Below are 15,730 nucleotides of genomic sequence, written 5' to 3' on the forward strand. Positions count from 1 at the left end.
GTTAATACATGGGAAAGAGTGTATGGAGAAGTATTGAGTACTTCTTTACCGGTAATTACACGGCAGATGACGGAAACAATGATATCGATGCCTATGGCTTTGGTGGCGTCATCCGTGCCTATGGTGGTGACGACACCATCAGGGTCGGATCCATCGGTGCGACCGTCTATACCGGTACGGGCAACGACAGCGTCTATGGCGGTGCCGCCTATCTCAAGGTGGTTGACGACTCCGGCAACCTGACCGTCAAGGGGGCGGCGGGTTACGCCGACATCAGCAAGTCCCAGTCCGGCAACGTTCACTTTGCCGGTGCCAGCGGGGCGACCAACATCGATCACCAGGGGCGCGACGGCGACATCCGCTATCAGGGGGCGGCGCTGGCCAACTTCCTGACCCGCAAGGGGATCAGCGGCAACGTCAGCTTCGAGGGGGCCGGCGGCTACAACAAGCTCTGGCACCAGACCGACCGCGGCGATCTGAGCTACAGCGGCGCCGGGGCGGCCAACAAGCTGGACCGCACCTGGCACAGCCAGTATCAGGGCTCGCAGGGCAATATCCACTTCTCGGGGGCCGGTGCGGCCAACATCATCAGCTCCCTGGTGGAGTCCGGCAACATCACCCTGAACGGGGCCGGTGCCTACAACAAGGTGTTCCGCAAGGGGCGTGAGGGAGATATCAGCTTCAACGGAGCCGGCGGCTGGAACGAGCTCTCCCGGCTGCGCAACGAGCAGGACGAGTACCTGCAGACCCGTGGCGACATCCACTTCAACGGGGCCGGTGGTTACAACCGGCTGCTGTCGGACGTGGCCGAGGGCAACATCCACTTCAAGGGGGCGGGGGGTTACAACCATCTCTCCCGCAAGGGCTCGGACAGTGACAGCTCACCCTTCGCCGGCGCCCGTGCCGACGAGATCGCGCTGACTACCGCCACCATGGGCGGCAGCTGGATCAACCAGTCCCAGGCCGTCACGGCCATCAAGTCCAGCCTGCAGCCCAATACCTACCTGTTTGCCTTCTTCGATGGCATGTACACCAAGATCAACCGGGTAGAGCTCTCCAACGATGGCGCGAGTGGAGCCCTGCGCTATCACGCCACCTCCTGGTACAAGGAGGGGAACCAGCTCGACGGGCTGGCCGGTCGTCAGATCGACGAGCACAACGGCTTCATCTCGACGCAAACCGACGGCGCCTATCGGCTGAGCGATCTGGTGTTCGAGCGGCGCCAGCGCATCAAGCTGGAGGCGGTGGAAGCGGATCTGACCGAAAACAGCTGGATCAACTACGGTGGCGGGGTGAACGTGGCGGCGGCCGACGTGACGCTCTCCAGCGCCAAGATGAGCGGTTACGCCATTTTTGAGGATGGCACCAAGGTCGACGTGAGCGCACTGAAATCCCGGGTGCAGGCCAATACCTATGTGTTTGCCAAGCAGCTTGGTCCCTACACCAAGATAGTGGTGGTAGAGCTGGCCAACGACCGGGAGACCGGGGCGCTCAAGTACCTCGCCAAGGCCTGGTACAAGGAGGGCAACCACCTGGCGGGGCTGGCCGATCAGGTCATCTCCGAGCGTACCGGCTTCACCGCCATGGGGACGGGGGGCTACTCCTTGAGCGAGGTGCGCTACCAGCTCGACACCGTCACGGCCGTGTCGGATCGACTGCCGGCCACCCGCGAGTTCTCCAGCCAGCTGCTGCTGCCCCGTCAGCAAAGTGGCGGCAAGAGCAAGGGTGACATCTTCTTTGACGGCGCCGGTGGCGGCAACGTCATCGAATCCGACGTGACCGAGGGCAACATCCATTTCAACGGTGCCGGTGCGGCCAACGTGCTGATCAAGCGCGGTCAGCGCGGCGATCTGGTGTTCCGTGGGGCGGGCCTTGCCAACGTGCTGGTCCACCAGGGGGCCCAGGGCCGGATGGATGTCTATGCCGCCGGTGCGGCCAACGTGCTGGTGCGCAGCGGGGATGGCGAGTACCTGGCCCGTCTGCTGGCCTATGGCAACATCTCGGTGCAGCAGGGCCGTGGCGACAGCCAGGTGGTCATGCTGGGCGGTTACAACACCCATACCCAGCTGGGCGATGGCCAGGGGCTGTGGCTGGCGGGGGGCGGTTTCAACCTGCTGACCCAGGTCGGCAACGGCCGGCTCGATGCCCTGTCGGTGGGCGGTGCCAACGTGCTGACCAAGTTCGGCGCGGGTCAGCTGACGGCCGGACTGCTGGGCGGGGCCAACGTGTTGACTCACGTCACCCAGGGGGACGAGGCTGCTGATACCCGCGCCGTGCTGCTGGGGGGCGCCAACGTGCTGACCAAGAAGGGCAACGGCAAGGTACAGGCCATTCTGGGGGGCGGCGCCAACGTGCTGACCCAGATTGGTCAGGGGGATACCCAGGCGCTGCTGCTGGGGGCTGCCAACGTGCTGACCCGGGTCGGTGATGGCGATCTCTCCACCGTGATGCTGGGGGGCGCCAACGTGCTGACCCATGTCGGCAATGGCGACACCCTGGGTGTGATGGGGGCCGCCGGCAACCTGTTTACCAAGGTGGGCGACGGCACGGCCATTGCCGCCATGATCGGCGCCGGCAACCTGTTTACCCAGATAGGCCAAGGCGATGCCTGGGCCCTGATGGGCGGGGTGGCCAACGTCTTCACCAAGGTGGGCGATGGCAATGCACTGGCGCTGATGGTGGCCAAGGCCAACGTCTTCACCCATATCGGTGACGGCCTGACCGTAGCGCTGATGCTGGCCCAGGGCAACCTGGCGACCAAGGTGGGCAACGGCATGACGCTGGCCGCCATGGTGGGCAATGCCAACGTCTTCACCCACGTCGGTGCTGGCGAGACCTTCGCCGCCATGCTGGGGCAGGCCAACCTGTTCACCAAGGTGGGGGATGGCCTGACGGCCGCGCTGATGATCGGCAAGGCCAACGTCTACAGCCACATCGGCAACGGCACCAGCCTGGGGTTGTTTGCCGGCGAGCTGAACGTGATGACCAAGGTGGGCAACGGCACCACGCTGGCAGCCCTGTTCGGCAAGGCCAACATAGTGACCCATGTCGGCAGCGGTCTGACCGGCGTACTGGCGCTGGGCAAGGCCAACATCATCACCAAGGTGGGGGATGACTTCCTCGGCGCCATCGCCAAGGCCGATGCCAACGTGCTGACCCATGTGGGCAATGGCACCACCGCCGGCGTGCTGTGGGGCAAGGGCAACCTGCTGACCAAGATAGGTGACGGCACCACGGTGGGCCTGCTCATCTCAGAGGTGGGCAACGTGATGACCCACGTCGGGGCCGGCAGCACCATAGGCCTGGCCAAGGGGCGCGCCAACCTTATCACCAAGGTGGGTGACGGGCTGGTGGTGCAGGGCGCCTGGGGCGACGTCAACCTGCTGACCCAGGTCGGCAACGGCGATCGCTACAGCTTCGCCAAGGGCCGCGCCAACGTGCTGACCAAGGTGGGGGATGGCAGTGAAGTGGCCGTGCTGCAAGGGGAGGCCAACCTGGTCACCCAGATCGGCAACGGCGATGGCTACACCGGCGCCTGGGGCAAGGCCAACGTCATCACCAAGGTGGGGGATGGTCGTCAGGTCGTGCTGGCCAAGGGCGATGCGAACATAGTGACCCAGGTCGGGGATGGCGAAGGCTATCAGGCGCTGCTTGGCAAGGCCAACATCGTCACCCGGGTGGGGGACGGCATCCAGGTCACCCTCGCCAAGGGGGAGGTCAATCAGACCACCACGGTCGGGGACGGTCTGAGCGTGACGGCCGCCTACGGCAAGTTCAACAACAACGTCAAGGTAGGTGACGGCACCACAGTCAACCTGGCCTGGGGTGACTACAACCTCAACACCAAGGTGGGGAACGGCCTCAACATCGCTGTCATGAAAGGCAAGGGCAATGCCAATGTCCAGATCGGCGACGGGCTGGACATCACGGCCGCCTATGCCCGCCACAACGTGGCCATCAAGATCGGCAACGGCGACTTCTACAGCCTGGCCATCGCCAGCAGCAATACCAGCAGCAACAAGCTCGGCACCCTGTTTGACAACATCAAGCAGACCCTGCTCGGCAGCGCGGGCAACCAGGCCATCAACTATCTGGTGCAGGGCGATGAACATGGCCCGATCAAGACCCCGCAAGCGGCCAGCCTGGGCGAGGTACAGGGACTGAGCGGCTTTGGTCTGGACGAGATTGGCGAGGTGAAATCCTCCCTGGCCGGCAGTCTGACCGGCAAGGTGAGCCAGGCCGGCGAGCGCGACGAGCAGGCCATGGACAAGGCGCTGCAGCTCGATGAGCAGGGGCTGGCCCGAGGGGGCGAGAACCTCATCGTCAACGGCGATTTCGAACAGGGTGCGCACGGCTGGCAACATGCCGGCGCCGGCATCGAGGCCGATTTTTCCGCCGCCACCTACGGGCTGGCGACCGACGGGCACGGTGCCCGGGTCAGCGAACTGTCGACTGACCGCAATACCCAGATTTCTCAGGATCTTGCCGGCCTCAAGGCGGGCGAGACCGTCAACCTGACATTTGATTTTGCCCGTCGGGCCAATATTTCCCTGCAACACGGCATCGAGGTGCTGTGGAATGGCGAGCGGGTGTTTGCCAGCGAAGGGGACGCCAGCAGTTGGCAGAGCAAGGCGCTGACGCTGACGGCCAGAGAGGGTGCCAATACCCTGGCGTTCCGCGGTACCGGTGAGAACAACGGCCTTGGCTACCTGCTCGACAACGTGGTGGCCACCGCCGCCGGCAAGGCCGAGATAGGCCAGGTCAGCGCCCAGCTGGCACAAGACGACAACGCCGCCCGGGCGAGAGGCGATCAGGCGAGTGCCGATGCCGACAAACAGCGGCTCGAGCAGGAGAAGGCGCAGCAGCTGGCCGCCATCGCCGGGAGCCAGTCCCAGCTGGAGGCTACCGACCAGCAGAAGCTGGCGGAGAATGGCCAGCAGCAGCGTGCCGCCATCGAGGCGGAAGCCCGCGACATGACGGGGCAGCTCGATACGCTGGCCCGCCAGTTTGACCAGGTCAGATCCCCTGACGCGGCGAGCGAGCCGTCCGGCCAGCATTGGCGCACCGGCTTTGCCGACCACCTGCTGAGCACGGTTCAGGAAGATCTGGACGATGCCGGCAGCACGGCCGGCACGGCGATCGAAGATGCCAGGCTCCGCCATGAGGCGCAGCATCAGCAGGTCGATAGCGCGCTGGCCAAGTCCAAGACGGGTCAGCAGCGCAGCGAACAGCTGCAAGGTGACGCCGAGGCGGCTGGCCAGCAGCGGGCCGCCCAGGCCGAACAGCGCCGTCTCGACGCGCTGGCTCGCCAGGGAGAGGCCGCATCGCGGCAGCAGCAGGGCGAAGCGAGTGCCAGCCAGGCGCAGCTCGCCGGCGAGCAGGCGGCCAGCCAGGCCGGTTTGCAGGCCAACCAGGCCAAACAGAATGCGGCGAGCCTCAAGCAGAGCGGCGACAAGCCGAGCCGCCAGGGGGCCCAGCCCTCGGTCACCGCACAGCCCCTGCCGCAGGCCGGCGAGCTGGATGTGCCTGCCGTCGGCACCGTGTCGGCTCCTGATGAGGTCCAACCCTCGGCCATCGACACTGCCACCGGGCTGAGCGAGCAGGAGCAGTCCGCCCTCGACGGGGCGCTGGCGGCGGTCAACCGCCTGCAGATCAATGCCGGGATCCGTCAACCGACGACACCACCGGTGGCCCCGACTCCAACGCCGACCCCAACACCGAGCCTGGTGCAGGAGGAGGCGCACGCGACAGCCACGGCGAGCAAGCCGGTGCAGCAGCATGAGGTACTGGCCACGGCGGCCGTGGATCTCACCGGCCTGCATGGCCCCCGCACGGGCAGCAAGGCCGTGCCTGAGTTCAGCAGTCACTTCAACGGTTCCTCCATCGGCATCGAGAACGAGCTGACGGGGCTGGTGGTGGCGCTGCCGAAGAACTCGGCACAGAAGTTTGGCTACGTGCACGACGCGGCAGGCAATCCGCTGTTCATGCTGACCAAGGACATGAACCAGGGGGGATACACCAATCCCGCCGGAATAAGCGATGTCAAAGGGATCAACCAGTGGCAGACCCATACCATCGAGCTGGTGACCTACCCAAGCGAGATGCAGGACCAGCAGGCGGTGGAAGCGCGCAAGGAGGCCATGCTCTGGCTTGCCAGAGAGTTCACCCAGCACATCAGCCAGACCAACCATACCAGGCTCTCTGATCTGGTGAGCGAGGATGGTCGCTTCACCCTGGTCATCTCCAATGCCAACCACGTGATCGCCGCCGGCAATGGCGCCGCCCGTGACGGTCAGGGGCAGACCATCGGCATGACGCCGAGCGGCCAGCAGGCGACCGTGGCGGTCAGTGCCAAGGAGTTTGGTACCGGCTCGTCCCAGGAGATCCGGCTGCTGGAGTCCGCTCCCTGGTATCACCCCGAGCTGAAGGAGCTGTTGCTGTCCAACACGGCCAATGTGCAGTGGGAGGATGCGGCCACCGCACAGAATGTGTTTGCCTACCTCACCTCCATTTACGGCAAGACGGCCGATCTGGCCCGGGAATACGGCATTCACATCAATGATTGGGATCCGCTGGCCGAGGGGATCACGCCCAACGCGCAGGGGTTGACCGATCCCAAGGTGAAGAATGCCTGGGAAATCTTGCCGAGAACCAAGCCGGTGGCCATGTTGGCGCTGCTCAGTGCCCATGACCGCAAGCTGGTGTCCGAGCAGATCCTGGCGACCCTCAAGTCGGCCTATTCACCGGCGCTGGCACAGAACATCTATGACTACTTCAAGTTTGGTGGTGAGGTGGCCGGGCATGGCATCAACAATGCGACCACGGGGGATGGCAAGCACCCGGAACCGGCGATCCTGTTCGAGTTCCGTCAGGTGCCGAACGAGCTGAGCCAGTTTGTGCCAAAGTCGGAGTCGACCGCCAGGGTGGAGGTGAAGACCCTCGACCAGTTCGACCCGGTCAGTCGCCGCACCATAGTGGCGGCGGTCAACAACCTGGTCGAGCAGAGCGCGGACTTCGACAGCTGGTATCAGGCCTATCGGGAGAGCCAGGGGCTGCCGCCGGTCAAGAATGCCAAGAAGGTGGCCTCTGCCAACCACAAGGCCGAGTGGGTGATGGCCAACCATGCCGAGGCATGGAGCCAGCTCACCGCCGAGCATCAAGCGGAGGATGCAAACGGACTGCAGGCCCTGGGCAGCCACAAGCCGGGGGACCAGAGCCCGGGCGCGGCGGATGCCGATACGGCGCCGCTGGACAAGCAGCCGCTCAACCCGCTGACCCGCTTCCTCAACGACAACCTCTACGGCACCCGCGATGAGCGGCGCCAGGTGGGCGACATCACCCGCCAACTGCTCGACCATGCGGTGAGCAATGGCGAGGCCGAGCAGGTGACCCTGCAAGGGGACGCCGGCCGTCTGTCCGGTTACCTGCACAAGGGGGCCGAGCGGCCAGGGACGCCGCAGGATGGCAAGCCCGAGGTGGTGCTGTTCCTGCACGGTTCGGGCTCCTCCGCCGAGGAGCAGGCCGATGCGGTTCGCAGCCACTACCAGAAGCAGGGCATCGACATGCTGGCGGTCAACCTGCGCGGCTATGGGGCCAGCGATGGCGGTCCCAGCGAGCAGGGGGTCTACCAGGATGCCCGCACCATGTTCCGCTATCTGGTGGAAGAGCGTGGGGTGGCCCCTGGCAAGATCCTGATCCATGGCTACTCCATGGGCGGCCCCATCGCCGCCGATCTGGCCCGTTATGCCGCAGAGCAGGGCAAGCCGGTGGGCGGGCTGCTGCTCGATCGCCCCATGCCCAGCATGAGCAAGGCGATCAAGGCCCACGAGCTGCCCAACCCGGGCGGTCTGGTGGGGGCGATCGCCAAGGCGATCAACGGTCGTTTCTCGGTGGAGAAAAACCTCGACGGCCTGCCCAAGAGCACGCCCATCATGCTGCTGACCGACAACGAAGGGCTTGGCAGCGAAGGGGAAAAACTACGGGCCAAGCTGGCCGTGGCCGGTTATCAAGTCAGCGGTGAGCAGACCTTCTATGGCCATCTGGCCAGCAACCGCCTGATGGGCCAGTACGCCGAGCAGATCGTGGGTGACTTGTTCAACCGCACGCCGCCGGCTGCAGACATTGAGGCGCCGCTCAAGGGCATCGAGGCCATCAGGCGCGATCTCAAGCGCTACCAGGAGGCGCTCACCCCGCAGGTGGGCAGCAACGGGGCGACCAGAGACATCCGTACCACCAAGACCTTCCTGGCCGGATATCAGCAAGGGCTGGCCGGCAAGGTGGTCGAGGGCTTCCAGTCCGACATGAGCATGACCCGGCTGGTGGACCTGTTCGTCCAGCCGACCCTGACGCCACAGCAGCAGGGGGCGCTGGCCTGGGAGATCGAAAACCGGGCGCTCAAGAGCACCATCAAACCCAGGATTGAGCAGTCCAACCGTCTGTTCCGCGACGTGGCCTCGCAAGGTGGCGCGGATCCATATGCCAGAGAGCATCTGGCTCCCCAGCTGTTGCTGCTCAATCTGGCGGATGACGGCTTCGGCGGGCGCTGCGATCCCCTCTCCAAGCTGGTGTTGGTCGCCAAGCAGCTGGAGAGCGAGGGGCAACCCGATCTGGCGCGGCGCATGATGGAGAAGCTCTACTCCGCAGCGGCGGTCATCAACAACCCGGATCGCTACTCGGCTACCGAGCTGGACAACGCCCGTAAGCTGGTGGGCAGCCTGGCGGAGATCCACACCAACACGCCGGCTGCCTACAACTACGACAGCCTGCGCAGCATCAAGTACGACATCGTCAAGGAGAAGTGGGAGGGCAAGAGTGCCATCTCGCTCGATACCGTGCTCACCAAGCTGACTGCCAAGGGCAGCGATGCCCCTGTGTTGCTGGAGCTGGATGCGCCGGGCCACGCCATGGCTGCCTGGGCCAAGCAGGGAGAGTCTGGCCGGATCTATGGCTTCTACGATCCCAATGCCGGCATCGTCGAATTCTCCTCCGCCGAGAAGTTCAGTCGTTACATGACCCGCTTCTTCGGCAAAGAGGGGCTGGACATGGCCAACGGCTACCACCTCAAGCCGGGGCCGGATGGCAAGCCGCTGTTCTTCAGGGTCAGCGAGATGAACGGCGCCGAGCTCGCCCGCTTCAAGCCGTCCAAGGATCTGGCCAACAAGGTCACCCTGCAGGAGATCCTGCAGTTGCCGGTATTTGACGAGAGTCCGATGGCGGAGCTGCCGGGCAAAACGGGGGTGACGGAGCGCACAGCCAGGCTGTTTGCCGACGTCTACAGCCCGGAAGAGCTGAAAAAAGCTGCCCAGGTCTTTGCCAAGCCCATTGGCGAGTCTTATCAGCAGATCCTGGATCAGCTCGCCACGCTGCACGGTGCCAGCGGACAGGCCAAGGTAGAAGCCGCATTGCGGTTGAACAATCTGATCGACGACTACCTGGTCAAGCACGAAGGTTCCGGCAGAAATCCGGCGCTGAGCAAGCTGCAGAGTCAGCTTCACGGAAATCTCTATCGTGGCGAGCTGGCCTCGTTGCAGGCCGAGGTGACGGCACTGGCCAAGACCCGCCCGGACCTGGCTGCCATTGTCATCGGCAAGGCCGCCGAAGAGGCGCAGGGCCAGCACCCGGGTCTCACCCAGATGGTGCTGCGCTGGGCGGCGCAAGACCCTTATCTGGCGGCCAAGGCCGGATACCAGGGGGTCGTGCCGGCGGATCTGCCGTTTGAGGCCAGATTCCACGTCGTCCTCGGCGAGCAGCATGACAATCTGAAGAAGTGGCTGAGCGAAGCCCAGGGGGAGGGACTGCTGAGCCGTGCCGTGCTGGACGACACCAGCAAGGTGCTGCATCTGGGTTACTCCTACCAGGAGCTGCAGGACATGACGGGGGAGCAGTCCGCCCAGATGGCGGTCTACTTCATCAAGGAGGCCGCCAAGCAGGCAGCCCCCGGATCTGAGCTCTCCGCCGAGCTCATCATGCTGGACAAGTTCGGTGACCGTCGTTACCTCGGCGAGCTGGAGTCCCGCCGTATCGCGCAGGTCGAGAACATCTATCACAGCAGCAAGCAGACCGATGTGGCGGCCTGGGATGCCCGCTATGGTGGCGATGCCCTGCGGACGCTGAACAACCAGCTGGACGGCGAGAGCACGCTGGCCGGACAGCTGTCGCGCCTGCTGGATAACCGTAACGGTCTGCTGATCGGCGAAACCCACGGTAGCGACGTCAACGGTCTGCGGTTCGTCAACGAGCAGATGGATGCGCTCAAGACCCAGGGGGTGACTGTCATCGCTCTGGAACACCTGCGCAGTGAGCTGGCTCAGCCGCTGATCGACCGTTATCTGGCGGGGGGAGAGATGTCTCCCGAGCTGACGAGCATGCTCAAGAACAAGCACCTGGAGCCCTCCCTGTTCGAGCGGGCCCGGGAGCGGGGAATGCGGATCGTGGCGCTGGACGATGGCAGCACCGCCAGACCCGCCATCGCCAGCACCGAGCACGGCCTGATGTACCGGGCCGGGGCGGCCAACAACGTCGCCGTCGAGGTATTGGGCAAGTTGCCGGCCGGCGAGAAGTTCGTCGCCATCTACGGCAGTGCGCACCTGGCGTCCCACAAGGGGATCGAAGGTTTCGTACCCGGCATCACCCATCGCCTGGGGCTGCCGGCCCTGAAGGTGGATGCGGACAATCGCTTCCACCTGCAGGCGGACGATATCAGTCAGCGGGTCGAGTACGCCGATGTCGGCAGAAAGTGGACGCCGGTGGCGGCGCTGGATGGCGAAGACCAGCCGGTTCGCAACCAGCGGGTCAACCAGTGGCAGCAACCTGAGGTGACGCCGGGCAACCAGGGGGGCGAGACCCGCTTCACCAGCCAGATCATCATCCAGACCGAAGATGATCCTGTGGCTGCCAAGGCCGCGGCCAGCCTGGCCGGCAAACACCCCGACCACAGCGTGGTGGTGCAGCTGGATGCAGATGGCAACTATCGGGTGGTCTATGGCGATCCGGCTCAGCTGGCCGGCAATATCCGCTGGCAGGTGGTCGGCCATGGCCGCGATGAGGATGGACAGAACAACAGCCGCCTCAGTGGCTACAGTGCCGACGAGCTGGCCGGACGCCTGCGCCGCCTGGGCGATCGTCTGCAACAAGAGGCCGGCGTGGCCACCAAACCGAGTCACGTCAGCCTGGTGGGTTGCTCCCTGGTGAGCGACGACCTGCAGACCGGCTTTGCCCGTCGCTTCATCCAGGCGCTGGATAACGAGGGGATCCGTACCCAGGTGTCGGCTCGCAGCAGCGAGGTGGCGGTGGACCAGGGGGGGCGCAAGCACACCCGTGGTGAGGCGGATGTGTGGGCCCGCAAGGTGGCCGCCAACAAGGTGGTGCTGACCCTCAACGACGCCGGCGAACCCGTGGTGTACAACGAGCGGGTGCGCGGCGGCGTGGCTGAAGGGGACATCGACCTGGCGAAAGTGGGCCAGAGCGAGGGCGAAAGCCGTGCCCGGGGCGCCATCGCCGACAACGACGAGACCTTCGTCGCACCCGAGAAACAGCGCCAGCCGGAGACGGCATCGAGCCAGACCAGCAGTGCGGTCAGCTACTCCGGCAACGTTCAGGTCAACGTGGGGGATGGCGAGTTCACCGCCCTCAACTGGGGGACCACCAACCTGGGGGTCAAGGTAGGCACGGGCGGCATGAAGTCGCTGGCCTTCGGCGACAACAACGTCATGGTGCATATCGGGGATGGCGACAGCAAACACAGCATCGACATCGCCGGCTACCGGGCGCTGGAAGGGGCCCAGCTGTTCGTTGGGCAACGCAACGTCAGCTTCAACCTGGGGCGCAGCAACGATCTCATCGTGATGCTGGAGAAATCCATCCCCACTCCGCCGCTGGTCAATCCGTTTGACGGGGCCGCCCGCATTGCCGGTGCCCTGCAGCAGATCGCCGGTGACGGTGCCAAACCGGATTGGGTTGCCAGCCAGTGGGATCAGTGGACCCTGGCCGGCGCCAACAAGTTCGTGGCCGACATGGCCGGTCTGGATCAGACCAGCAGCGTCGAATACGGCTCGCTCACCACCCTGGACAGCGGCAACGAGCGCAGCAGTCGCGGGCTCAAGAGCGACCTGGAAGCGACCCTCAACAAGGAGTTCAACAAGCGCATTTCCGGCGGTGGCCAAGGTGCGCAGGGACCTCTGGACCGGGCGGGCAAGTTGCGCCAGGCCAACGAGAAGCTGGTCTTCAACTTTGCCGTTGCCGGTCAGGGGGCCGATATCCAGGTCACCACGGGCAACTGGAACTTCGTGTTCGGTGACAACATCCAGGCGATCCTGGACACCAACCTGGGCTCCCTGTTCGGGTTGATGACCCAGGAGTTCACCGCAAGCGGGCAGGCCAAGACCACCTTTACCTTCACCCCGACCGATCTGCCGCGCCAGCTGCAGAACCGGTTGCTGGGTCGTCTGGCAGGGGTGGGGGCCGATACCACGCTGGCGGATATCTTCGGCGTGGATTACAACGCCCGTGGCCAGCTGGTGGCCCGTGATGGGGCGGCCATCGATGCGCCGGCTCTGTTGCAGGAGATGCTGGGGGTCATCGCCGAGTTTGGCGGCGATCAGCTCAAGAGCCTGACCGATCCGGCCAAATGGCTCGATCAGCTCAAGGCCGGGCTGGATCTGGGGGAAGATGCCCTCAGCAGCTTTGCCCGTACCCACGGCCTGCAGGACGAGGCGCCCGAAGAGGCCAAGTCCGGGACCGTGACGGTGCAGCAGGGGAACGACGCCAAGCCGGCGGCGCTGCCAGCCGCCACCGAGGAGCGGGCCTTCGGCTTCAACGCCCTGAGCCTGCCCAACCTGTTTGCCACCCTGTTCAACCGGGACAAGCAGGCGGAGGTGGTGGCGCTGGCCAAGAACCTCAAGCAGAACCTGACGGCCGATCTGCTCAACATGAAGGAGCAGACCTTCGACTTCCTGCGCAACAGCGGCCATCTGCAGGGAGATGGCGACATGCATGTCTCCCTTGGCAACTACAACTTCAACTGGGGGGGAGACGGCAAGGATCTGGGGGCCTACCTCGGCGACAACAACAACTTCTGGGGTGGTCGCGGGGACGATGTCTTCTACGCCACCGGCACCTCCAACATCTTCACCGGCGGCGCCGGTCAGGACACCGGGATCATGATGGGACGGGAGAACATGATGTTCGGCGGGCAGGGTGACGACGTCGCCGTGCTGGCCGGCCGTGTCAACCGCGCCTTCATGGGCGAGGGCAACGATCAGGCCTTCATCTTCGGTGAAGAGGGCATAGTGGAAGGGGGCGCCGGCCAGGATTATCTGGTGACCTCCGGCAACTACAACCAGATCGATGCCGGCGCGGATCAGGATTTCACGGTGACCATAGGTCATCACAACCAGATCCGGCTCGGCGAGGGCGACGACTTTGCCATGGTGTTTGGCAATCACAACCGCTTGCTGGCCGAGCATGGCAACAACCAGGTCAAGCTGATGGGCTATCACGCCACCATCCGGGGCGGTGACGGCCGGGATCGCTTGATCGCCGACCAGGTCGCCAAGTTCAGCCAGCTCGATGGCGGTGCCGGCGATGATCTGCTGGTGCTGGGCGGTTACCAGAACCAGTTCAGCGGTGGTACCGGCGTCGACAGCTTCGTGTTCAGTGGCGCCGTGATAGAGAACCTGGTGCAGGACATCGGCAAAGAGGACTTCATCGTCTTCAACGATGTCAGCTGGCGGGATCTCTGGTTCAAGCGCAGCGGCTACGATCTGCAACTGCTGGTCAACCGTCGTGCCGACGGTACCAGCGAGCAGGGCAAGTTCGAGCAGCTGGGCAGTGCCACCTTCAGCAACTACTTCGCCGACAACCGGGCCCAACTGGTGATCGGGCTTGGCGAGCAGCAGGCTGACGGCGAGCGCAGCTACAGCGCGCTCTCCCATCAGGCGGTGGACAACCTTATCCAGGCCATGAGCAGCTTCGCCCCCGAAGCGGGCGACATGGGCCTGCTCAACCGGCTCGACAGCCAGGCCAACAGCCTGGTGCAGTCGGCCTGGGGTGATGTGATCCAGGGCAAGGGGCGGGTTGCCTGAGCAACCTGACTTCCCTCCCGTAAGGTAAAAACCTGCTCTTCGGAGCAGGTTTTTTTATGCCTGTCGCACCCGAAACGGGGGCGGCGCAGGCACCAACAAAAAAGCCAGTCAGGAGCTGACTGGCTTTTTATTGGTGCTTATCGGGGATCAGTCGATGAGACTGGCCCACAGGTCGTACTCGTCCGCTTCGTCGATACGGACCTTGACCATGTCGCCGGGCTTGAGGCCGGTTTCACCGTTCAGGTAGACCAGGCCGTCGATCTCGGGGGCATCGGCGGCGGAGCGGCCGGTGGCTCCCTCTTCGTCCACCTCGTCGATCAGCACCAGCATCTCTTTGCCCACCTTGCGGGCCAGCTTGCGGATGGAGACCTGCTGCTGCAGCTCCATGAAGCGCTGGAAGCGCTCTTCCTGCACCTCGGCCGGCACCGGATCCGGCAGCTCGTTGGCCTTGGCGCCCTCGACCGGGCTGTACTTGAAGCAGCCGACCCGATCCAGTTCCGCCTTGTCGATGAAGTCCAGCAGCATCTGGAACTCTTCTTCGGTCTCGCCGGGGAAGCCGACGATGAAGGTGGAGCGCAGGGTGATCTCGGGGCAGATCTCGCGCCACTTCTGGATCCGCTCCAGGGTGCGCTCGACGGTGCCGGGGCGCTTCATCAGCTTCAGGATGCGCGGGCTGGCGTGCTGCAGCGGGATGTCGAGGTAAGGCAGTACCTTGCCGTCGCGCATCAGCGGGATGACGTCATCCACGTGCGGGTAGGGGTAGACGTAGTGCAGGCGCACCCACATGCCGAGCTTGGCCAGCTCTTCGCACAGGGCCACCATGCTGGTCTTGACCGGCATGCCGTCGTAGAAGCCGGTACGGTGCTTGACGTCGACGCCGTAGGCGGAGGTGTCCTGGGAGATCACCAGGATCTCCTTCACGCCGGCCTCTTTCAGGCGCTTGGCCTCGGCCAGTACCTCGCCGATGGGGCGGCTCACCAGATCCCCGCGCATGGAGGGGATGATGCAGAAGGTGCAGCGGTGGTTGCAGCCTTCGGAAATCTTCAGATAGGCGTAGTGACGGGGGGTCAGCTTGACACCCTGGGCCGGCACCAGGCTGGTGAAGGGGTTGTGGGTCGGCTTCTCCACGTATTTGTGGACGTGGCCGAGCACCTCTTCATAGGCGTGGGGGCCGGTGATCTCGAGCACCTTGGGGTGGATCTCGCGGATCTGGTTCTCTTTGGCGCCCAGGCAACCGGTGACGATCACCTTGCCGTTTTCGGCCAGGGCCTCGCCGATGGCTTCCAGCGACTCCTGCACCGCGCTGTCGATGAAGCCGCAGGTGTTGACCACCACCAGCTCCGCATCGTCATAGCTGGGCACCACGTCGTACCCTTCGGTACGCAGCTGGGTCAGGATGCGCTCGGAATCGACCAGGTTTTTGGGGCAACCCAAGGAGACGAATCCTACTTTGGGGGCCTGTTTTGTGTTGGACATCGCTCAATCACTCTTAGGTGGCTCTAGTTTTAGGGCGCGGATTTTACCGGAATGGCTAACCAAAAACTATACAGCCGGCACGCCGGAAGCGAACAATCTCTTTGCCCGGGCCACAATGGGCCGTCAAAGGAGAAAACCATGGTGGCAACAGGCCTTGCCGTCCGGTCAGCGGG

2 protein-coding genes are annotated in these 15,730 nt (G+C 64.4%); one reads left to right on the top strand and one right to left on the bottom strand.

Annotation, left to right across the window (positions count from 1 at the left end):
• The first annotated feature begins 8 nt into the window (after positions 1 to 8).
• Positions 9 to 14,081 carry an MARTX multifunctional-autoprocessing repeats-in-toxin holotoxin RtxA gene (gene rtxA, locus I6L33_RS10960; protein ID WP_216974047.1) on the top strand — a complete coding sequence of 4,691 codons (14,073 nt, stop codon included), beginning with the start codon at positions 9 to 11 and terminating at the stop codon, positions 14,079 to 14,081.
• 147 nt (positions 14,082 to 14,228) lie between these two features.
• On the opposite strand, the gene rimO is transcribed toward rtxA, so the two are convergent.
• Positions 14,229 to 15,557: a 30S ribosomal protein S12 methylthiotransferase RimO gene (gene rimO / locus I6L33_RS10965; protein ID WP_010634637.1), complete on the bottom strand. Its 1,329-nt coding sequence runs from the start codon at positions 15,555 to 15,557 to the stop codon at positions 14,229 to 14,231.
• Between the last annotated feature and the right edge of the window lie 173 nt (positions 15,558 to 15,730).

It is taken from the genome of Aeromonas sp. FDAARGOS 1403 (assembly GCF_019047325.1).
GTDB lineage: Bacteria > Pseudomonadota > Gammaproteobacteria > Enterobacterales > Aeromonadaceae > Aeromonas > Aeromonas dhakensis.